This is a genomic window from Streptomyces chilikensis (genome assembly GCF_001642695.1).
In the GTDB taxonomy this organism is placed as follows: Bacteria; Actinomycetota; Actinomycetes; order Streptomycetales; family Streptomycetaceae; genus Streptomyces; species Streptomyces chilikensis.
In genome coordinates this window covers 6,408-28,202 of the sequence record NZ_LWCC02000146.1, presented here as the reverse complement: position 1 = coordinate 28,202, position 21,795 = coordinate 6,408, and the positions used below count along the sequence as shown (strand labels likewise).

Annotated in this window: 14 protein-coding genes and 2 pseudogenes; 7 read left to right on the top strand and 9 right to left on the bottom strand. The window is 68.5% G+C overall.

What is annotated here, in order from left to right; genetic code table 11:
* Window positions 1-2: 2 nt before the first annotated feature.
* The 5 genes from A2U95_RS29150 to A2U95_RS29130 form a co-directional block, all read right to left on the bottom strand.
* Window positions 3-995, bottom strand: coding sequence for a hypothetical protein (locus tag A2U95_RS29150; RefSeq protein ID WP_166028508.1), 993 nt, complete (start codon window positions 993-995; stop codon window positions 3-5).
* Window positions 992-3,154 carry a hypothetical protein gene (locus tag A2U95_RS29145; protein ID WP_166028506.1) on the bottom strand — a complete coding sequence of 721 codons (2,163 nt, stop codon included), beginning with the start codon at window positions 3,152-3,154 and terminating at the stop codon, window positions 992-994. The genes A2U95_RS29150 and A2U95_RS29145 overlap by 4 nt, the downstream gene beginning before the upstream one ends.
* A gap of 288 nt (window positions 3,155-3,442) precedes the next feature.
* Window positions 3,443-4,516, bottom strand: coding sequence for a DUF3644 domain-containing protein (locus tag A2U95_RS29140; RefSeq protein ID WP_166028504.1), 1,074 nt, complete (start codon window positions 4,514-4,516; stop codon window positions 3,443-3,445).
* Between the two features lie 51 nt (window positions 4,517-4,567).
* Window positions 4,568-6,277: a ribonuclease HI gene (locus A2U95_RS29135; protein ID WP_166028502.1), complete on the bottom strand. Its 1,710-nt coding sequence runs from the start codon at window positions 6,275-6,277 to the stop codon at window positions 4,568-4,570.
* Between the two features lie 10 nt (window positions 6,278-6,287).
* A complete protein-coding gene (locus tag A2U95_RS29130) occupies window positions 6,288-7,520 on the bottom strand; it encodes a DNA sulfur modification protein DndB (RefSeq protein ID WP_166028500.1) in 1,233 nt (410 codons plus the stop codon).
* Window positions 7,521-7,728: 208 nt separating this feature from the next.
* Here A2U95_RS29130 and A2U95_RS29125 point away from each other — a divergent pair, with 208 nt between their 5' ends.
* Together A2U95_RS29125 and A2U95_RS29120 are read left to right on the top strand one after the other, a co-directional pair.
* Entirely contained in the window at window positions 7,729-9,909 is a 2,181-nt protein-coding gene (locus A2U95_RS29125; RefSeq protein ID WP_240958334.1) for an N-6 DNA methylase, read from the top strand.
* 138 nt (window positions 9,910-10,047) lie between these two features.
* A pseudogene (locus A2U95_RS29120) lies at window positions 10,048-11,722 on the top strand (type I restriction-modification system subunit M); the annotation flags it as partial.
* A gap of 14 nt (window positions 11,723-11,736) precedes the next feature.
* Here A2U95_RS29120 and A2U95_RS29115 read toward each other — a convergent pair.
* Both A2U95_RS29115 and A2U95_RS29110 read right to left on the bottom strand, forming a co-directional pair.
* Window positions 11,737-12,530, bottom strand: a pseudogene (locus A2U95_RS29115) (IS5 family transposase).
* Between the two features lie 250 nt (window positions 12,531-12,780).
* Window positions 12,781-13,437, bottom strand: coding sequence for a hypothetical protein (locus A2U95_RS29110; RefSeq protein WP_166028498.1), 657 nt, complete (start codon window positions 13,435-13,437; stop codon window positions 12,781-12,783).
* A 366-nt stretch (window positions 13,438-13,803) separates the two neighbouring features.
* On the opposite strand from A2U95_RS29110, the gene A2U95_RS33140 reads away from it, so the two are divergent.
* Window positions 13,804-14,481 carry a serine/threonine-protein kinase gene (locus A2U95_RS33140; protein WP_240958333.1) on the top strand — a complete coding sequence of 226 codons (678 nt, stop codon included), beginning with the start codon at window positions 13,804-13,806 and terminating at the stop codon, window positions 14,479-14,481.
* Window positions 14,482-14,790: 309 nt separating this feature from the next.
* Complete coding sequence (locus tag A2U95_RS33135; protein ID WP_240958331.1) at window positions 14,791-15,387, top strand: hypothetical protein; 597 nt, start codon at window positions 14,791-14,793, stop codon at window positions 15,385-15,387.
* A gap of 87 nt (window positions 15,388-15,474) precedes the next feature.
* On the opposite strand, the gene A2U95_RS29100 is transcribed toward A2U95_RS33135, so the two are convergent.
* A complete protein-coding gene (locus A2U95_RS29100; protein ID WP_166028496.1) occupies window positions 15,475-17,328 on the bottom strand; it encodes a DUF262 domain-containing protein in 1,854 nt (617 codons plus the stop codon).
* A gap of 581 nt (window positions 17,329-17,909) precedes the next feature.
* Between A2U95_RS29100 and A2U95_RS29095 the strand changes: the two genes are divergently transcribed.
* Together A2U95_RS29095 and A2U95_RS29090 are read left to right on the top strand one after the other, a co-directional pair.
* A complete protein-coding gene (locus A2U95_RS29095; protein ID WP_206283109.1) occupies window positions 17,910-18,647 on the top strand; it encodes an EcsC family protein in 738 nt (245 codons plus the stop codon).
* A 146-nt stretch (window positions 18,648-18,793) separates the two neighbouring features.
* Window positions 18,794-19,231 carry a hypothetical protein gene (locus A2U95_RS29090; protein WP_166028492.1) on the top strand — a complete coding sequence of 146 codons (438 nt, stop codon included), beginning with the start codon at window positions 18,794-18,796 and terminating at the stop codon, window positions 19,229-19,231.
* 898 nt (window positions 19,232-20,129) lie between these two features.
* Here the strand turns inward: A2U95_RS29090 and A2U95_RS29085 are convergent.
* The gene (locus A2U95_RS29085; protein WP_166028490.1) at window positions 20,130-20,555 is read right to left on the bottom strand and encodes a CoA-binding protein; all 426 of its coding nucleotides are present in this window, start codon (window positions 20,553-20,555) and stop codon (window positions 20,130-20,132) included.
* A gap of 107 nt (window positions 20,556-20,662) precedes the next feature.
* On the opposite strand from A2U95_RS29085, the gene A2U95_RS29080 reads away from it, so the two are divergent.
* The gene (locus A2U95_RS29080; RefSeq protein WP_166028488.1) at window positions 20,663-21,790 is read left to right on the top strand and encodes a lipid II:glycine glycyltransferase FemX; all 1,128 of its coding nucleotides are present in this window, start codon (window positions 20,663-20,665) and stop codon (window positions 21,788-21,790) included.
* The last annotated feature ends 5 nt before the right edge of the window (window positions 21,791-21,795 follow it).

Below are 21,795 nucleotides of genomic sequence, written 5' to 3'. Positions count from 1 at the left end.
GCTCACTTCGTCCTCCCGCCGACGGTGGCCGCCGGTCGCGGCATGATCTCCAAGGTCTGGCACAGTGAGGCGGCGATCGCGTCGGCGAGTGCCCTCGGCACGTTGTCGTAGGCGCGGGTCTGCGCCTGCCTGCTCGTGGAGGGCGGGAAGCCACTGCACAGGACGGCCGCGCGCTCGTGCAGGGCGGGCAGGGGCGCGTACCGGTCGACGAAGAGCCGACCGACGCCAGCACGGCCCGGCCCGGATTCAGGCCGCCAGCGCATCGCGCTGATGCGATGGCGGGCGAGCTCCAGGTAGATACCCGCTTCACGTTCCACCGCGTGAAAGACGCCGTCGCGGCGGACGCGGGTCAGGCGCGCGTAGTCGGCTCCGCGCCAACGGTACAGGCCGTCCTCGTCGTCCCGGTCCATGGCGACGAACCGCTGCAAGCGCGGTTCGTACTTCTCCAGCGTGTTGGCCGTGCTCCCTCCTGGGGGCGCAGCCTCGCAGCCGAGCTCCGCCTGAGGAAGCAGCTCCGCCAACTGACGCGCTGCGCAGGGGACGTAGCGGACACCCAGGGATTCGGCAGTGTCCCGCAGCGTCTTCAGGTCCTCGTACTGGACGAGGAGGGTGTCGGGCAGCGGCACTTCACCTGCATCCGGCCGGTGAGGAACAGAGATCAGTTCCATCCATTCCTGTGCCGCCTTCGCGATGTGCGCGCTGATCCGCGCGGTGCGCGCACCGGTCAGCAGAGCGAGGCCGTCGGCGTGGGGCAGCCGGGTCAGCACCGGCGGGGCCACCGACCAGCGGTCGGCGCGCAGGTCCAGGTCGATGAAGCCGAGGGCTGTGGCACCGCGCATCCAGTTCCAGTCGGCATACTCCTTCAGCTCCAGGCCACGCGCATGCGCTTGGCCGCGCACGCCGTCGCGCAGCGCGGACGCCTTGCCGCTGCGGCTCTCGCTCAGCCAGCGCAGGAGAAGACCACCGAGCTCGTTGCTTCTGATGGGTTCCGTCATCGGTCGAGCTCCTTCGCGGCCTGTACGTAAACGGCCCACAAGGGCTCGTCGGACGCCTGGTGGGCGTTGAGGACGGCGCAGGCCCATGCCCGCGGATTGGCAGCGTGCGCCGGCTTCGGCGTACCGGGGTTGACCGGGCTGCCTGTCCAGCGTCCATTCCGGCGCTCCAGGAGCCAGCCGCCGATGCCGTGGAAGTCGGCCTCGAAGTGGAGGGAAAGGGGGGTATCGGGAAGGCGCTCAGCCCACCAGTCGGGGTGCTCGGGGCGCTCCAGCGTCCACAGCCGTCCGTCGGCCGCCGCGAACAGCACCTCGTCCGCGTCCCGGCGGCACAGTTCCGTGACTCCTGTCTCGTCGTCGGGAGTGGCACCTGCGCAGTCGGCCCCGATGATGCCGGTGGTCAGGGCATCCCCTTCGAGGACGGAAGACGACTCGAAAGCCTTCCCGTCCACGACGGCGAAACCGCAGATCTTCGCGATCTTCGGTTCGACGACGGACTGGTCCGCAGTGGCGAACTCGATCTCCACGCCCGCGTAGTTCACCGTGTGGCGGCCCGGCTCCAGCCCGAGCCCGGCCAGGGGGACGGCGCCCCCCGCGGCGATCGCCATGCCCAGCTCGGCCCGCGCCTCACCGTCGACCAGGAGGACGTCCGTACCCTCCGTGGTGTCCGGGAGAACGACCTGAGGCTCTCCTCCGGTCAGGTACAGGTAAGGATCGAGCGAAGGTGCAAGCTTCAGTCCGCCCTCGAGGCGGAGCTTGAACTGCGCCGGCGGCTGGAGAAGGCCGACCGCGCCCTGGACCTCCTGGAGAGCCCGTCGCAGGGTGACCGCGCTGTCGAAGACGACGGGCTTGTGCAAGGACCAGCCCTGGGGAACCCAGGCCAGCTTGCCGGTGTCGGCTTTCCGTCCGGAGGTCGCGGCCTTGTCCAGGAGTCGCTGCACGTCCCGCTGTGCGGCCGGGGCGGCCAGCACCACGTGTGCCTCTCCCGGCCGGAATCCTTCGGTGCTCGCCCAGACACCGAGCACGTCGTCTCGTGAGAGCACCACGACGGAGCTGGCCGGGCGGCTTAGCACAAGCCCTTCCCCGTTGCGGCGGACGCCCCTGGTGAGACTCTCCGCGCTGGGGGCGGGCAGGTCACTGACCTCGTAGTAGGCCGTGTCGCCGAGCTGCTCGAGCACGACGCCGCCCTTCAGTTCGACGCGCTGCTTCTGCTCTGCGGACCGCAGCCGGGCCACCCAGCCCAGACGCCCGGCGTCCAGGCGCACCAGGAGTTCGGCGCGGGTGACACCGGTGGGCACCAACTCCTCCGAGCCGTCCCAGGATGCCGCGTAGTTGCCGATCAGTTTTGCCAGGAGGGGGCGGAACTCCTCTTCGTGCAGAGCGTTGCGGAAGCCCTTGGAGAAATGCCGCTCCATGCCGCGAATCTCGATCTGGGCCAGCAGCGTCTCACCGGGCAGCGGCCAAGTCGTGCCGTGTTCCCGCAGGGACCGGAAGAACTTCGGCATGAAGGTCCGGTCCGCGCCGCTGAGGAGTGCCTGGGACTGGGCGAAGCCGATCATGCTGCGGTTGGAGGGCAGGTCGGCGGGGGCCGGGATGGTGCACAGGCCCCGCGCGCCCTTCTGGCTGTGCTGCCAGGAAGCCAGCACCTGCCACATGCGGGATACGGGCTCGTAGTGCTGACTGCCGAGCCGCTTGTCGTCGCCGGTGAGCAGTTCGGAGAAGCGAGCGTGGTAGGCGGTGGCCCGGTGATTCCGGTCGTTGACCATCCGGGAGGCGGCGATCACCGAGCAGGCGAGCAGCGGCAGGAACGCGGGCACACCGTCCTTGTCGTGCTGCCGCCTGCGCCAGCGGTACTCCTCCAGCAGGCCGTACGGTTCAGCAATCCCCAGCCGCAGAAATCTGCCCACGCACTGGGTGAGGGGCTCCTCTAGACCGTATCCGTGCCTGAGTTCCTGTTCTACGTCGTCGTCGACGTAGAACAGTGTCGGATGGCCGGCGTGCTGACACCCGAAGAACTCTTCGGCCAGCACTTCCTGCCACGCCTCGTATGAATGGTCCACCCTGTCCCCAAAAGAGAAGTTCCGTCGCCCTGTCTGCATTTCCCCCGGGCTCGGAACGGTCTTGTGCTTCGCCTGGTCCCGCCACAGACAGCGGGCTGCCACCGGCCGCTCCTCGGGTGCCGGTTCCCCTCGGCCGGGTTTTCCTCCACGGCCGTCACCGCCCGGCACTTCCTAACGGTGTGCTGCGCGGGCAGGTGTCTCCATTCATCCCCACCACTTTCCCCAGTGGCCACGACGGCAGTCGAGCAGCCGGGCCGGAAGGCCGGGTCAGGGCCTTCGTTCAGGGCGACATGCACTGAAGCGTCAGTTGCTTCGCCCTTCAACTAAAGGTTACCCGCCTGGAGGACAAATCGCGCCTCACCCGTTCCGCTTCCTCGGGAGCCGACTCGCCTACGCCGCCTCCTGAACCTCGGCGGCCTCCGTCTTCATCCGCGGCTCCCTGCCGAAGAACGCCCGGTACTTCTCGACCGAGCCGATCTCCCGGAGAATCCGCTGCACCCACGCCCGGGTGTAGACGTACTGCTTGAAGGGCTCGCTGTACGTGCAGTACTTGGCGTCCGTGGCGTACGGGTCCTCAGCGTCCCCCTCCGGACGGGCCCTCAGCCGCTTCCACATCTCCGTGTGCTCCGGGCTCACGCTGAACCGAAAGGGCAGCTGCGACTCGACGCAGGCGGCGACCTGCGACGGGCGCATCCGATCCTTGTCCGCCACCTCGACATGGCGGTCCCGCGTGATGACGGTGCCCCGGCGCCCCGCCTCCACCATGGTCCGCCGCTCCTCCTCCTTCAGATCGGCGAGGTTGACGAAGTTGACCGCCAGGTCCGCGTCCGTCTTGGAGCCGATGATGGGCACGAGACGAACGCGGTAGTCGTACTTCGGGTCGTCGAGCATCGACGGATCAATGCCCGCCTCGAACTTGGCCACCAGGTCCCGGGTCTTCCTCGGCAGCTTCCGGGCTGCCTTCCGCATCTCCTCGTATCCTTCCGCAGTCAGCGCCTGGATCGAGATCGGGAAGCGGAGCCGGTCGGCCAGGCTGTACTCGGCGCCGAAGTGACTGGTCATCTCCTGTTCGTAGTTGACGACGTAGGCCTGCGCCTTGCCCCCGGTGATGACCTCAAGGTTGTGTTCGTAGCGGTGTTCCACCTTGTTGCGCAGGGCGACGAAGAGCTCAGCGTTGCGACGCACCAAGTCGTTGCTGTCGGGAAACCGCACCTTCAGGCACTTCTCGAGGTCCCAGGCCTTGGGCTCGCCGTCAACCATCTGGTAGCGGTTGGTCTTGCGGTCCCGGTAGTGGTAGTCCTTGCCGTCCTTGCGGAACTCGGCGTGGAGCAGGTAGTGCCAGGCCTTGTGCATGTGGGTGAGGAAGTCGCTGTACGAGCCGCGAGAGCAGTTCCATTCGTCGAGCGCCTTCAGGGCGTATCGCTGCGACTCCATGAGGATGTGGCGCCAACGGGGGTGGGCCATAGAGGGCCTTCCTCCTCTTCTCCGGGGACAGTTACGTAGACAGGGGCGGCCTCAGGCCGCGATCGAAAAGGTGCCGGCTCCGGAACCGAGCGAGCGCAGGATCCGGGTCTCCTCCCTGCGGGCCGCGGCGGGAAGAATTCGGCCGCTGACCCGGCGGAGGGCGAGGCCGGCGAACGCGTCCGCTGCCTCGTTGAGGTCGTGTCCGACATGGCCCTTCAGCCAGCGGACCTGGACGCGGTGCCGGTGGAGCAGCAGCTTCTCCATCAGCTCGCGGCCTTCCGGGAAGAGGAGCGCACGCGGAATCACCGTCCGCTCGGTGGTCCTCAAGACCCTGGAGACCGCGAGGACCGCCTGGATGCTGTCGCACAGGACGACCACGGGTACGTCCTCGTGACGGTCGAGGAGGCTGAGGGCGGCCGCGCAGATGCCGATGATCTCCGCTTCGCCGCTGCTGGAGGCCAGGGAGTCGCCGTATCCGGTGGCACCGTCCTCAGCGGCCCAGCCGTATCCGCACAGCGCGGACTCGTCGTTGACGGTGGCGTCGGCGACGGCCACGGCGGCATTGTCGGGCAGATCCGCGAGCACCGCGTAGCGGTCCCCGTCGACCGGAACCGCCGTCGGGCCGTCGTCGTCCTCGTTTTCCCCGCTGTCGGCGGGGCCGGACTCGACGAGAGGTGCGGCGAGGGCGCGGTGGCATCGGGGACAGCCGTCGGCCTGTTCGGGGCACTCCTGGTGCTGCGCCGTCAGCTCCTGCACGGTTTCCCACAGTTCGGGCCGGGCGTCCGCGAAGCGCGTGAGGGCCGCCGCGCGGCACTCGGCGGCGAGACCCGCGACGGGCTCCGTCGTCGTGCAGGCCCACATCCGGTCCTGGAGTTCCGCGACCCGTATCCGTGCTTCTCGGGCGCGGGCGGCGAGGACCGCCGCGTCCTGGTAGGCGTCCTCCAGAGCGTGCAGTCGGGTCTGCCGTGCAGAGCGGGAGGCGGCGTGCACGTCCCGCTCGGCCTGGCCGATGGCGTAACGTCCCCAGGCCAGCGCGGTTCGGGCTTGGCGGCTCCACCGTTCGACCACGGTGTCGTGCAGCAGATGCGGATTCTCTTCGTCCCGGGCATCACGGAGGAGGGCCTGGACGAAGGCCTCCTCATCGCAATCCCTCAGCTCACGGACCGGCTCCGGCAGCCCGCCTCCGACCGCAGCCCTGCGGTCCCAGAACCATCGGACGAGGTCGCTCTCCGGTGCCTGCGGTGTACCGTCCGGCAGTCCCCTGTCGCGGAGCTCCTGCGCCATGGCTTCGGCGTACACTTCCGGGTAGGCCATGCGCGCCACCCTCAGCTCCAGCGTTTCCACCGGCCGATGACGGCCGGCGAGCATGCGGGCACACTGCTCCTTGTATGCGGCCTCGGCCTGCGACCGGGCCCGCCGCACCTTGCGTGCGTGCACCCGCAGACGGTGCCTCTCTCCAGGGGTCTGCGCCGAGAGCTCAGCGATGCGGACAGCTCCACGAGCGAGGACATCGGCGTGGGCGAGACCGACGACGATGGGGCCGGCGAGCGAGGCATCTTCCAGGGCCGCTGCGATGTCCGGAGCGCAGACGCCGTTCATGCGGGCGAGGACGGCGTCCTGCAGGGCGGTGAAGTCGTCGGCGAGGCGACGGACCAACTCCGTCTGCTCGGCGGTCGCCATGGTGGCCTCCAGGTCGCGCGAGGTGGATGGTCGGGGGCGGGATCGGGAGCCGTCGGTGGCCGTGCCCCACAGGTGGGGCACGGCCGGACGGTCAGGTCAGCCGACCCCGGATCTTCCGGCCCAGGTCCGTGTGCGGGTTGAGGAGCGCTCCCGCGACGCGGCCGCCGGAGTCCTTCACGCCGCCGCTGAAGTTGAGCCGTCCGGTGGCCCCGACAGTGGCGCAGACGCCCTCCCAGTAGGCGGGCTCGCGCTCCCAGCGGACGTCGGCGAGCAGGCGCTCGACGGTCTCGTAACCGACGGCGTCGGCAGGGGCGCACCAGGGGGTGGCACGGTGGAGCAGGACGCCGAGGCCCGCCATGACAGCGGGGGCGGTGATGGCGCTGCGCCGGGCGAACTCCAGGAAGTGGCTGGTGATCAGCCGGGACACCAGGCGGGTGACGACCGGCCCGACTTCGTCTGCGTCGGTGTTGGGCGGCAGGTCTCCCTCGTGCACGTTGGCCGCCGAGTATTGCACGCCCTTCGCGCCGAAGATGGTGGTGACGATCAACGCCCGCAGCGCGGACAGGGTCACGACCTCCTTGTCGGCCCGGGTGAGCTGCCGCTTGCCGGCGTTGACCAGCGTGCCGAACGGGACGCGACTTCCGCTGGTCTCGACTTCGATCTTTTCGCCGATGGTGTAGGCGAGGCGGGTGGCCAGGTCACGCTGGTCCATGGACATGGCCAGGTTCTTGGCGACGTCGATGCCCTTGACGTTGCGGTCGTAGAAGATCTGCCGGGCGTCCGCCGGAGAGATCCCCAGGTAGAGCTCGAAAGGGATACGGACCCGCCGGCTGAGCTCGGCGTAGGTGAGGCCGAACGCCTCCGGGTCGCGATAGATGTCGTGCCAGGCGGTGGTCTGCGTCTCGCCGTCGATGGCGATCACCATGGCGTCCGGGGCGACGGTCAGGGTGCGCAGCCCCGACTCGGGGACCAGTTCCTCGCTCATCGCGGCGACATCGCCCGCGTGCCAGAGCGTGATCGGGGGCGTGGACCAGGCGGAGCCGTGCTTGCCGAGGATGCCGCCCGCGATGTACTCGGCGTACTCCGGGATGTTCTTGCCCTTCTGGGACTTAAGGGTCCGCTGCACGGTCGAGCGGAGCTCGGCGTGCTTCCGGTCGTGCCCGGAGGCGTTCTTGAGGAGGCGCGGGTCCTCCTCCTGACGCGGCGACGGCACGAGCCGCACCAGTGTCGCGAGCGACATGGTGCCGATGACGGCGTCCTCGCGGAACGGCATGACGGTGAGCGGGATGCCTTCCGGGGTGCCGCTCGGCATGGTCAGGCGCATGGTTCCCCCTGGGTGGTGGTTGGTCTGCCGTTACCTGGTCCGGACGACATCGACCACGGCAGGAAGACGCGCCGAGCGGGAGCGCCGCTCACCTCTCGAAGCAAACACATGAAAGCACAGACATGAAAGCACTGTCCAACACGTGTTGCGGAGTTGACTTCCGCTGTAGGGTGGCACCACGCCGTCCACCGGATCCCAGGACCACTCCATGTCGCAGCCACCCGCACCATCCGCCCAGGTGACCGCCGCCGAGATCTCCCGCATCGCCGGGGTCACCCGCGCCACCGTCAGCAACTGGCGACGCCGGCATGAGGACTTCCCGGAGCCGTCCGGGGGGACCGAGAGCAGCCCGCTCTACGACCTTGAGGCCGTGCGCTCCTGGCTCGCGGGGCGCGGTCACGCCGCGGCCGCGAACCCGTCGGAGGAGTTGCGGACGACACTGCGGCTGCACGCACAGAGCGGTGGCGGCGCCCTGTCCGGCGACCTGCTGCTCCTGGTGCTGGCGGCCGCGCGCCGCAGGCCGAAGGAGCTGACGGACGCGGCGCAGCTGTCGGACGCGGACCTCGCCGCCCAGGCGCAGCGGGAGGGCGCGTCCGTGGCAGAGGCCGACGGCATGCCAGCCGCCGACGGCCCGGTTCGTTTCACGGCCGCCGATGCCACCGTGCTGCGCGCGCTGTACGCGTGTGTACGCGACGAGGGAGGTCAGGCCGCTCTCGCTGTGCTGGCGGAGCGGGAGCTCGAGGACAGTGCCGCCTCCGGCGCGTACACGACGCCCGGCCCGCTCGCCGACCTGCTCGCCCGCCTGATCCCCGGCACCCCGGCCGCCGTCCTGGACCCGGCCTGCGGCAGCGGCACGCTGCTCGCGGCCGCCGCCCGCCGGGGCGCGCGCGAGCTGTACGGCCAGGACGCCCTCCCCGTGCAGGCTCGCCGCAGCGCCGTGAGCCTCGCGCTGACGGCCCCGGAGGCGACGGCCGCCGTACGCACCGGCGACAGTCTGCGCGCGGATGCATTCCCCGGCCTGCTCGTCGACGCGGTGCTGTCCAACCCGCCGTACGGCGTCCGGGACTGGGGCCACGACGAGCTGGCCTACGACCCGCGCTGGGCGTACGGCGTGCCGGCCCGCGCGGAGTCGGAGCTGGCCTGGGTGCAGCACGCGCTGTCTCACCTGCGCCCGGGCGGCCACGCCGTTCTGCTGCTGCCCCCGGCCACGGCAAGCCGCACGTCGGGGCGCCGGGTCCGCGCGGAGCTGGTGCGCAGCGGGGCGCTGCGGGCGGTGATCGCCCTGCCGCCGGGCGCGTCGATGCCGTTGCACATCGGGCTGCAGGTGTGGGTGCTGCAGCGCCCGGAGCCGGGCGGGCCGGAGCGGCGGTCGGTGCTGTTCGTCGACACCGCGGCGGCCAGCGCGAGCCTCGTCGCGGGTTCGGGTCCCGCGCCCGCGCGGCCGCGGGGCGGGAATCGGATCGTCGTGGACTGGGCCCGGATCATGCGCGCCGTCGAGGCGTGGGCAGCCTTCGCGGCGGATCCGGACGCCTACGGGGGCGAGCCGGGCGTCGCGCACGCGGTCGACGTGGTGGACCTGCTGGACGACATGGTCGACCTGACCCCGGCCCGCCTCGTGAAGGCCTCCCGCGCGGAGGTCGACCCGGCGAAGCTCGCGGCGGAGGTCGACGCCACCCGCCAGGACCTCGCCAAGGCCGCGCGCGCCCTGGCGAAGAGCGCCGGGTACGAGGGCTGGAGCGCGGCGGCGGGTTCGGCGCGGGAGTGGCGCACCGCCACCGCCGCCGACCTGTCACGCGGCGGGGCGCTCACGCTGCTGCGGACCGTCCCGGAGGGCGGGCGCGCCAGCGGCCGGGGCGAGGCCGCCGGCACCCCGAGCGGGGAGCCGGCGGATGGCACCCGCGCCGTGCTCACCGGTTCCGACATCGCGCGCGGGTCCGGCCCAAGTGGGGACCCCGCAGAGCTGCACGGTGAGGCGGCCCCTGTGATCGCCACCGGGGACGTCCTGGTGCGGGCGCTGGCCGGCGGCGACGGCCCAATGTCCCGCGTCGCGAGCGAGGACGACGCCGGCGCGCTCCTCGGCCCTCACGTCCACCTCTTCCGCCCGGACCCGGCCCGCCTGGACCCCTGGTTCCTCGCCGGTTTCCTCGGCGCGGAGGAGAACATCGCGGGCGCGTCCACCGGCAGCACGGTTCTGACCGTCAGCCCGGGCCGGCTGCGCGTCCCGCTGCTTCCGCTGGACGACCAGCGGCGGTACGGGGAGGCGTTCCGGCACGTGCACGCCCTGCGCGCGGAGGCCCGGCGCGCCGCACAGCTGGCCGAGGAGACGGCCCGGCTGCTGGCGGGGGGGCTCACGGGCGGGCAGCTGCTGCCGACACCGTCGGAGGCATGACAGAGCAGTACCGAAGGCACCGTTTTGCCCCGTTCGGCTCATGGTGCCTCACAGAGGCACCAGACTTGTCAGACCGTCCCGGCACAGCGCGGCAGGACGGTGGGGTTGGGAAATTTCGGAAGGAACCCGGGGATCCACTTGAACAGCAATAAGCACACGGAGTTGGCGAACCACGCATGGTCCGTCGCCGACCTCCTGCGGGGGGACTACAAGCAGTCCGACTACGGCAAGGTCATCCTGCCGTTCACGGTGCTGCGGCGACTGGAGTGCGTGCTGGAGCCGACCCGCGAGAGGGTCACGGAGACCGTGGCGAAGTTCGCGGGCTAGGACATCGTCGCGGACAAGTTCCTCCGCAAGGCCTCCGGCCACGCCTTCTACAACACGTCCACGCTCACGTTGAAGAAGATCGCCCAGGACCCGGACAGCGCGGCGGAGAACCTCACGGTGTACGTGAGCTCGTTTTCCGACAACGCGCGAGGCGTGCTGGAGCGCTTCGAGTTCGCCCAGCAGATCAAGCGCCTGAAGAGCGCGGAGCTGCTCTACCAGGTCATCGGCAAGTTCACCGACCTGGACCTGCGCTCGAGATCGTCCCAACCACAACATGGGCTACATCTTCGAGGAACTCATCCGCCGCTTCTCGGAGCAGTCCAACGAAACGGCCGGTGAGCACTTCACTCCGCGTGAGGTCATCCAGCTCATGGTGCGGCTGCTCGTCGCCCCGGACGGCGACGCACTCCAACTCCCGGGCGCGGTCCGTGCCGTGCTCGACCCGGCCTGCGGCACGGGCGGCATGCTCTCCGCGATGGACGACCTGATCACCGAGCTGAACCCGGACGCCATGGTGGAGGTGTTCGGGCAGGAGCTCAACCCGGAGTCGTGGGCCATCTGCCGGTCCGACCTCATGATCAAGGGGCAGAATCCGGAGAACATCGCCTTCGGTAACTCCTTCTCCGACGACGGCCACGCCCGCAAGACCTTCGACTACATGCTGGCCAACCCGCCGTTCGGCGTGGAGTGGAAGAAGGTCAAGGAGGATGTCGAGGCCGAGCACAAGCAGCTCGGCGACGCCGGCCGCTTCGGCGCGGGCCTGCCGCGCATCAACGACGGCTCCCTGCTGTTCCTCCAGCACATGATCTCGAAGATGAAGCCGGTCGACGTCAACGGCGGGGGTGGCTCCCGCATCGCGATCGTCTTCAACGGCTCGCCCCTCTTCACCGGCGCGGCTGGCTCCGGCGAGTCGGAGATCCGCCGGTGGATCATCGAGAACGACTGGCTCGAAGCCATCGTCGCCTTCCCCGACCAGCTCTTCTACAACACCGGCATTTCCACGTACTTCTGGATCCTCACCAACCGCAAGAGCGCGGACCACAAGAACAAGGTCGTCCTGCTGGACGCCCGCGATCAGTGGCAGAAGATGCGCAAGTCCCTCGGCGACAAGCGCAAGGAGCTCAGCGAGGAGCACATCGCCACGGTGGTCAAGCTGTACGGCGAGGCTCTGTCGGTGGCGGACAACCCGGAGCACCCGCTGCACAGCAAGGTGAAGGTCTTCCGCAACGAGGACTTCGGCTACCAGCGCATCACGGTCGAGCGCCCGCTGAAGCTGCGGTTCGAGATCACGGAGAGGACGCTGACAGCGCTCGAGGCGTCCAAGGTCATCCAGAAGCTGCCGCAGGCCGCGGCCCTAGCCGACGCGTTCAAGTCCCTGATGGGCACGAGCTGGGACACGAAACAGGAGGCCTGGCTGGCCCTGAAGGACGCAGTCGTCCAGGCCGGCGGCACGTGGCCCACGGGCGCCCCGTTCAACAAGGCACTGAGCGTTTTCCATCCTCAGTCTGAGCTGGCCAGATGCAGGCAGAGGACGGCTTGGACCAGGCCGGTGATGCGGGTGGTCGAGCATCGGATCTTGCGGAGGAGTCGCCAGGACTTGAGGGTGGCGACGGTCTGCTCGACGAGAGCCCGGATCTTCGCGTGGGACCGGTTGACGGCCTTCTGACCTCGGGAAAGTGTCTCCCAGCGGCCCCAGTATGGGAGGCGGACCGTGCTCCCGGCGCCTCGGTAGCCCTTATCAACCCAGCAGGTGACGCCGGCCTCCGCAAGAGCGGCGATGATGCCGTGCTCACGGGCGGCCCGGACGTCGTGGACGGCTCCGGGCAGGGCAGGTGAGGCCCACAGGAGCCGGCCGGAGGGGTCCGCCAGGATCTGCACGTTCATCCCGTGCCTCTTGTGCTTGCCGGAATAGAAGGGATGGTCCGCGGCGATGTCCCCCAGCTTGCGGCCGGGAGGTGCCCCCGGTCGATCGGCAACAGGGTGCCGTCCAGCAGCACGAACGCCTTTGTCGATGCCGTCCGGGCCGCCTCGGCGAGAGTCGGGGCGAGGGCGGCCAAGAGCTGTACGGCCTCGGTGATGTATCGGTGGGCGGTGGTGGTCCCGATGCCGAACCCGGCTGCGAGCTGGGCGTACGGGTGGCCGTTGCGGAGGTGGGCGAGCGTGAGCAGGGCCTGCCGGCCTGGGCTCAGGCGCCGCCACCGGGTGCCGAGCTCCCGGCGGTGTTGGTGGAGCTTGGCGGACAGGAAGCGCAGGGCAGAGCTGGACACGTCGACGCCGGAAGGGTAGACAAGCACACGAAGCCTCTGGTGGAGACGGATTTCTTGGCCGAAAACCCATCTACCAGGGGCTTCACCTGTCTGTCAGCCCAACTGCCCAGCTTACGCGACAGGTTGGAAAACGCTCAGTCGCTGGGGCTCCGGTGCCGATTCGATACCGGAGCCCCAGCGTTCAGTTGTCGCCAGTTCGCTCGTATCCTGCTCCACGAGGGCCGACCGTGCATCGTCGTCAACGTGAGCGCCGACCCTGCCGCTCGCTTCAGCCGGTCTACCAGAAGCCGTACCGCAAGTCCTGGTGCTCGGAGAGGACGTCACTTCCTCCTGCCCATTGCATGCCACACACATGGCATTTGACACGCCATTCGTCACTCGGCTCCAGGAAGATCGTTTTGCCTACTTGCCCCACACCTGGGCACTCCCTTCCTACGGTCGAATCAAGCTCCAGCCCCAAGGCCACCAAGCCGTAGAGCAATTGCTGAGTCAGTTCCTCGTCCGCCAGCAGCTCCTTCTGAGCGTCCACCCGGTGCCGAGGAGACTCAGCATCGCGACGTCTGTGAAGGGTCACTCCAAAGCGGGTCGATGGACCGTTCGGATCCCGAGGGCGGGACAGGACGGTGAAGGTCCAGGGCCACTCCCGAGAAGATCCCTCAACCCTGTCCGGGGTCAGTACGAGCGCTTCGGACAGTCCCAGACGACGACGCATACGCAAGGCGAGTCTTCCGTTCCCGAAGGTGCGCCATGGAGGCTCGCTGTTTTCCTGCCCGGAGTCCCGCAGCAGCGACAGGCGGAGTTCACCGTAGGCGACGGCTACCTTGGACATCGCCAACGCGTTCTCGCCGATCTGCAAGTCACCGTCCGCGCTGCGGCCGAGTTCGTAGAGATCACTGACCTCCTGACGGACAGCAGACTTCAGAAATGGATCCACGGAGCCCAAGGGCCAAGCTCTCTCCCCTGCTTCCACGGTGAACAGTGCGCCGCGGCACCCGTCCTGGCAGGAAACCGGAGGCTGCACTTCGCCGCAGTCTGAGCTCTCTTCCATCATTTCCCCTCAGCTCGACAATCTTCAGCACTGCTGTAGTGATCAACGCCTCGCACAGGTCAGCCGGTTCCACACAGGACGCTGAGCTCGATGTGGTGGTGCTCGTGAACGTCACCAAAGGGCAAGAGAGGTTCGTTGTGTTCAGCACCCCCGATGAGACGTCGCTGGACGCGCAGCTCCCCCTTCCGGAAAACTGACCTGGACCAACAGGGCTCGGGGGAACGAGTGAGCGCAGGGGCGGGGCAGGGACAGGTGCCGGAGAAACCGATCGCGGGCCGCTACGAGCTGCTGGACCAGCTCGGCGACGGCGGTATGGGCGACGTGTGGCGGGGCTACGACGCGGTGCTGGATCGGCCGGTCGCTGTCAAACGGATCCGACCGCAGGCCGTCACCGCGACTCCCCGGATGGCCGAGGAGCTCGAGCGGCGCTTCCGCCGTGAGGCGCGGATCACCGCCCGCATCCAGCACCCCGGCGTGCCACAGGTGTACGACGCCGTCCTGGACAGCACCTACGAGCACCTCTTCCTCGTCATGGAGTTGGTGGAGGGCATCCCCCTCACCCGGTACGTGCACCCGGAACGGCCCCTCCCGGTGAGCTGGGCCGTGGCGGTCGCCGCACAGGTCGCCACCGTGCTGTCGTACGCGCACGATGTGCCCGTGGTCCACCGCGACCTCAAGCCGTCCAACATCCTGGTCGCCCAGGACGGCACGGTGAAGGTGCTCGACTTCGGCGTCGCGGCGATCCTGCAGACCGACGTCACCAGACTGACGGCCTCCGGCCGGCACGTCGGCACTCACCAGTACATGTCGCCCGAGCAGGTGCGCTGCACCCGGCTCATCCCGCGCACCGACCTCTACGCGCTCGGCTGCGTGCTCCACGAACTCCTCTGTGAAAGCCGCTGTTCACGGCAGCCAGCGACTTTGAGCTGATAGACCAGCACGTCCGGGTCGCGCCCACCCCGCTGCGGCACCTGCGCGCCGACGTGCCGGAGGAGCTGGAGGCACTGGTCCTGCATCTGCTCCGCAAGACCCCGGAGAACCTGCCGGTGGATGTGCAGGAGGTCTACGAGCGGCTGATGCCCTTCCTGCCCTCGCCCGGAGAGTCCTCCACCCTCGGGGAGGCCGGACCGCCCGGAGCACCGGACCCGACCGGCCTCTACCGGCGCCCCTACGCGCCCCGCGTACGGGCCGACAATCGCCCCTGCCTCTCCCCTGACACCACGGCAGGTCGCCGACCATGTGGTCTCGCCGCCCGAACGGGAGTTGTTACGGCAGCAGTTGCGGGAGGTCGACGAGCACTACATCGCCCTCATGGGGGAGGAGCGCTACACGCAGGCCGCCGAGGTCGCGGGCGAGATGATCGAGCCCCTGGCCAGGGCGCTGGGTTCGGAGAACAAGGCGGTGCTCAGGCTGCGACGTCGCCGGGCGATCAGCCGGCAACTCGCGGGCGACCACCGGGCGGCCCTGCCCGAGTTCGAGGCGCTGGCCGAGGCGTTCACCCGCATCAACGGGCCGACCAGCGACGCCGCCCGCGACTGCCGTGCCCAGGCCGCCCGCTGCCGCGGCGAACTCGGCCAGGCCACCGAAGCGCTGGCGGAGCTGCGAGCCGTCCTCGACGTGGAGCGGGCCGTCGAGAGCGACGTCAGTGACGCGGCGCTGGAGATCCGCCGTGACATCGGCATGCTGCTCCTCAGCCAGGGCAGCCCGGAGCAGGCCTGGGCGTACCTGGAGCCCCTGTACGAGGACGTCACGCTCGTCCACGGCCCGCACCACGAAGTGGCCATCGAGGTCGCGGAGGTGCTGGCCATGCTCCGCCGAGAACTCGGCAGCGGGTGAGCCTCGCAGCACGGCAGGAACCCGATGCACGAGCGAGAAGCACATGCGGAACGGCGTGTGTGATGCCTGGGCGAAGTGCGCTCGGTGTCACGCACCGTTCGGCTGCGGCTCTACGCGCAGAGCAAGTAGATCGTTCGCGGACGGCCAGATTGTCAAAGCCAGTGAGGCCAGGTAACTCCCGCGTGCGCGGATGCGATCTTCGTCCCAGTCTGCTGCCCAGTCCCCGCGTTCGACGGTCGGCGGAGGATTGAGCAGGGTCCCATGGGTCAGGACCAGGAGACTGTGCTTGCTGAGCCACTGCCGCTTGTCCTCCCACGGCATGTTGCCGAGAACTGGGTTCAGTCGCGACGTGGCCAGAGTGAGATTGCCGAGGGTGTGCACCAGCTCGTCCCGGTCGGCGCCCTCCAGGGGATCGTCCTCCCGAGGAGGCCAGTTCTCGCGCCAGCTCTGGGGCATGACATGCTCGATCGTCAGCTTCGCGTCGACGTGCTCTCCAACCGGCACCGTGAGTTGCTCCGTGTGCTCGGTACGCAGCTCATCCTCCAGCGCCTCCAAGAGAACCCTGACCCGGTGACGGTACAGCCTGGAATAGAGGGGGTCCTGCTCGAGAGCGGTGCGGAACGCCACATCTGAGGGCCACTGCCGGTGATGCCCCTGCAAGGCCGACAACGCCTTCACGATGGCTTCATCGGCACGCTCCGGCTGCTGCGCAGCCACGCCGGCGAGTTCGCGGAACACGTGATTGTAGTCGCGGTTGCTGAGGTTGAGGATGGCCCGCCGGACAAGGTAGCTGTCGATCGCGCGGATTGCCCGTTGTCGGCGCTCAAGGGGCAGCACCGCACTCGGCAGCCCGTATAGAAAGAGCAGCAACGGCATGGGCGTGGAGGTCTGCATGACCTTCATCCGGTACAGGAACCGGCCCTCGACACCGTTGAGCGGATGCTGGTCGAGGCTGTCGTAGATCTCAGCGTACCTGGCCAGCTCGCTGAACACCTCGACGGTGGGAATGGAAGAGTCACGCAGCCAGCGTTCGAATTCCTTGAACAACGCTGATGCAGTGAACTCGCGTCGACTGCGCATCGTGAGCCAGTAGGTCAGGAAGACATCGAGCCGGCTGCGCGTGATCCGGCCGGTGGTCTGCTCCGTGCGCCATTCGTCCTGGTCGAAGGGGGACCAGTAGGTGGCGTAGAGCCGGTCGACGTCTTCTCCGGCATGTTCGGCATTTCGGAACAGAAGGTTCTTGACGAGATCGGCGTGCTCCAGAGGCGTACCGCGACTGTTGAGCGTCTCGAACACGACTTGGGCGTCATCGTGCTCCTCAAGATCGATGACCACCAGCCGCAGATGCTCCCGCATGGTCTGCACGAGGGCTTCGAGCCGCACATGGGGATCGGATGCCTCAGCAAGCCAGCTGTCCAGCTCCCCCTGGAAGTACGCTACGGCCTGTGCGAGCCGACCCTCACCACCTTGTCCGAGCATCACGGCGCGGAACTCGTCACGGTCGGCGTTGGTAGGCCAGACCTTGTACAGGTGGTCCGGATGCTTGTGTCGGTCGAACAGGTCCTCGTCGTTCTCCAGGAACTTGCCGAGCAGCCGTTCGGAGCGCTCGTGATCGAGCGACCTGGCGGAGAGGCGGGCCGCGAACAGGAACAGCTGAAGTGTGGTCAAGCGCTGTTGGCCGTCGATGACCTGCCGGGTCTCCAGGTTCGACGAGAGATAGGGGGTCCGGTCAAAGACCACCGCACCGAGGAAGTGGGGAGCCACGGTTTCCTCATTCCGGGCCGCCGCGTCCTCCGCCCGTTCGATCGTGCGGCGGACGTCCTCCCAGAGCGCAGACCAGTTGTCGTCGCGGTTCCACACATAAGGCCGCTGGAACAGCGGCACTGTGTACCGGACATCCCTACCGAAGATCCGCCGCAGGTCGACCGTGTCCGCCCGCATGGCTATCCCTCCCTCGTGTACCTCTCCCTACGGTAGTGATCTCCCTGCGGATAGATCTCGGTTACCTGAAGATTGGCCTGACGGAAGGGCTCTCGCTGCTCGTCGACAACCCGGACCTGCGCGACCGGGTGAACGTGATAACCGTCGAAGCTGAGCGCGCGCCGCCGAACCCGGCGGGAGTCACAGCGGAAGAGGTCGGCCGGCTCCAGCATGAGGCAGACCTCGTCGCGGAACGCTGCCTGTTGCTCGTCTCGTGCACGGGGGCTCGGTGCGGTTGCACCTCTCGTGGACGGGCAGCGAAGCCCGCTCTTGGTGGAGGCCTGCTGCGGGGCGGAATAGTCACCGCCTCGCAACACCCGAGGAGCGTTTGACGACGCTTTCACTTTCATGAGAAAGTGCGATCGCCTCAGCTCGCTGAGGTGTCGCGGCGAACGACGTCGCGGCCCGAGGGGTGGACGGGCGGTGGCGAGGGGGTGCGGCTTCGGCCGTCCGCAGCCAGGCCAGAGAAGCATGCACTGGGGGTTCCTTCTCCTGTCCGCAACGGTGCGGGCGCTCCTGACCGGGCGCCCACGGAGGGGATAATGATGGCTGACGAGAAGACTCCTGACGAGGGAGCGGCCGACAAGGCCGTCCAGTGGGTCCGTGGTCTCGCCGACAAGGTCATGATGAACGGCGTCGGCCGGATCTCGGGCTCGGAGACCTGGGCCGAGGAGCGTCTCGCGCGTCGGCAGGGCGACGGTTACCGGCCGCCCGGCGACGACGAGCGCCGTTCCCCCGAGGACATGGCGGATGATATCGATGCGGTCATAGCCCGACTCATCAAAGAGTCAGCGACTGCTTCCGGCACCCAGGGGTTCGTCACCGGGTTCGGAGGCTTGATCACCGCAGGACTGACGATACCGGCGAACGTGGCCGCCTCCATCGCCATCAACATGCGGATGGCCGGGGCCATCGTTCACCTGCGAGGATGGAACATTGCCGATCCGCAGGTGCGGACCGTCGCGATGATGCTCGCGATCGGAATGAGCGCACAGAACGTTCTGTCCTCCTTCGGTGTGAAGGTTGGCCAGAAGATCGCCGAGCAAATGATCAAGAAGGTCTCGCACGAGACGATCAAGGCGATCAACAAGAAGGTGGGTTTCCACCTCCTCGCGAAGTACGGGACCCAGCGCGCCACGATCACGCTTGCCAAGGCCGTGCCGATACTCGGAGGCGTCGTCGGAGGCGCCGTGGACGCGACTTCGACCGCTCTCATCGGCCGCGCCACGGACAAGGCCTTGCGCGACGGCACCCTGCAGGGCGACCCCGAGCCGCAGTGAAAGATCACACCGGGTGCACAGGACATACCCCACGCATCGCCCGTGCGGCGAGAGACCAGCGCACGAGGCCTCGTCCCGGTGTCCGAATTTCTGCGCAGCTCAACCATGTTCAATCAAGCACCACTTCCCTGGGGGGAACCCGCACCATGCGTATCCGTACCACTTTCGCGTCCGTCATCGTCGCCACGCTCACCGCCTGCGGTAGCGGCAGCACCTCGCCGGACCCGGCCAATGCCAAATCGGCCACCAGTCAGGCGCCTTCCATCAGTGCGGAGGACCTTGCGAAGGCCCGCGAGGCGGCCGGACTGCCGCCAGAGCCCGATGCGAAGGCCCGCGGCGCCTACCTGGATGCGCTGAACGCGATCGACGCGCGCATCATCAAGCCCGGCAAGGAGGACCAAGCTGTCAGCCGCGGCATGAATCAGTGCCGCACCGTCAAGGACTCCCCCGACGACACGCAGAAGCTTGCCGAGGCTGCTCTGGACCGCTTCACCGTCAACTCTCGGCTGCCGGAAATCGCAATCCCGGCGACGGGCGAGAAGATCACCGCGGCCGTGCGTAAGCATCTCTGCCCCGACTTCTGACCCATCGCGGTAAGGCGCAGGGCCCGGTTGCCGCATTTCCCGGACCGGGCCTCGGCGTTGTAGGACCCCGAGTCTTATGGGAGCGCCTGACATACGACGAGTCCGGCAGCAAGACCCACGGCCAAGTAGACGCCGCGAGACAATCCTGACGGGTTCGTCCTCTATCACCCGCGTCAGCACGAGCGGAAACCATGCCACCAGGCCACCCAGGCATGCCATCAGCGATTGATCAAGCACACCTCCGGTCGATGTAGCAGGGGACGAACACCACAACCTTCAAAGAACAGGAATATGTTGGGCGGTTTTCTCCCCGACTTTTCAACTCCGGACGCTGCGGGTGGGCGGTCCGCTGCACCGATTCTTACGGTGCCACAGCTCTCAAGCACGCTTTGAGCGGGGAACTCTGCTCTGACGAAGTCGTGGTCATCGATCGCGAGGGAGTACCGGTGCTCACGGACGCGGACCAGATTTCTCTCCGGATGAGCCCCGTGAACGGGACCGGCATCCCCCAAGTAGAAACGCCCTTCCCCGCCGCCCACCGGCCTGACAGCGCGCATTGTCGGTGCGCTGCCTTTTGGCGCGCTCATAGGACAACAGCTTGGCGGAGCCTCGGAAGTGTGCCGGTGTGCGAAATCGGCTTTCGCCTGGCGGATGCCCCCGCGTTGGGCCGCTTCCAACTCACCTCGTCGTCGTGGGATTTCGCAGAGTCCATCCCACATCTTCGGGCAGAACTGCCCGACCTCACGGAGTCGTATCACTGCCGCCTCAGACTGGTCCGGGAAGAGCGCACAGCGGCGGATGGGCAAGTGGTGATCTACCACCGACCGGGCCTCTTCGTCGGGGAAGGGGCTACGTAGCCCGAGCGGGTGTAGGACTACCGCTCTTTACCCGGCATCCCTTAACTTAGGGACTTATATTCAATCGCCGGGCACCGGTCCATCACCATGTCGAGCCCCGCCCCGCGGACCCGGTCGTACGCCGCCTCGTCGACGACGCCGAGCTGGAACCACACCGCCTTCGCCCCGATCGCGACCGCCTCGTCGGCGACCGCGCCGGCCAGGTCGCTGTTCACGAAGACGTCGACCACGTCCACGTCGAAGGGGATCGCGTCCAGGGAGGGGTAGCCCTGCTCCCCGTGGACCGTCTCCGCCTTCGGGTGCACCGGCACCACCCGCTTGCCGAAGCGCTGCAGCACCTGGGCGACACCGTAGGCGGCGCGGTCCCGGTTGTCGGAGAGGCCCACGACGGCCCATGTGTCGCCCAGCTCGGTCAGGATCTTCCGGGCCGTCGCCGTGACCGCGGCCGTGTCCGGGGCGTCGCTCATGGGGTTCCTCCTCGTCGTCGGGGGCGTCGTACCACTCGAACGGCACGGAACGCGGCGGCATTCCCTCCGCTTAGGCTGGTGCTCGAACAAAGGAGCGCTGCACCGCCATGAAGTACCGTCTGCGAGCGATCACCCGTGAGGAGCACCTGGCCTTCGTCGCCCGGCAGTCGTCGGTGAGCCACCTGCAGATCCCCTCCTGGGGCGAGGTGAAGAGCGACTGGCGTTCGGCCTCGCTCGGCTGGTTCGACGACGAGGCCCGGCTGGTCGGGGCCGGGCTGGTGCTCCTGCGGTCGCTGCCGAAGGTCCGGCGGTACCTCGCCTATCTGCCGGAGGGCCCGGTCCTCGACTGGGCGGCGGCGGACCTCGGGGACTGGCTGCGGCCGATGACCGAGTACCTGAGCGACCTCGGCGCCTTCACCGTGCGGATGGGCCCGCCGGTCGTCGTGCGCCGGTGGGACGCCGCCGCGGTGCGGGCCGCGGTGGCCGACCCGGAGGCCCGGTGGCTGCGGGACGTGACGCCCTCCGAGGAGAACCCGGCGGCGCGGGAGCTGGTGGAGCGACTGCAGGGGCTGGGCTGGCGTGCGGTCACCGCCGACGGGGAGGACAGCGCGGCCGTCAGCCAGCCCCGCTACGTGTTCCAGGTGCCGTTCGCCGGGCGGCAGCTCAGGGACGTCCAGCAGGGCTTCAGCCCGGAGTGGCGACGAAGCGCGAAGAAGACGTGGCGGGCCGGGGTGGAGGTGGTCCGCGGCGGTTACGAGGACCTGGGCGCCTTCCACCGGCTCTACGCGGAGACCGCCGAGCGCGACGGCTTCATCCCGCGCCCCCTCTCCTACTTCCAGCGGATGTGGATCGCCCTGCGCAACGAGCACCCGGACCGGATGCGGCTCTACCTCGCCCGCCACGAGGACGAGGACCAGGCCGCCGCCCTGATGCTCACCGTGGGCGACCATGTGTGGCATGCCTATGGGGCCTCGCCCTACACCCGTACGGATGTGTGCCCCGACCATGCTCTGCAGTGGCGGATGATGGCGGACGCCCATGAGATGGGGGCAGGCGTCTACGACCTGCGGGGCATCACGGACGCCGTCTCGGGCGACGAACAGCATCTGGCGCAGCTCCGTCACCGCCTCGGCACGGGCGGGCAGGCGGTGGAGTACCTCGGGGAGTGGGACTTCCCGATCAGCAAGGTCCTCCACAAGGCCCTCGACCTGTACATCGCCCGTCGCGGCGGCTGACGCGG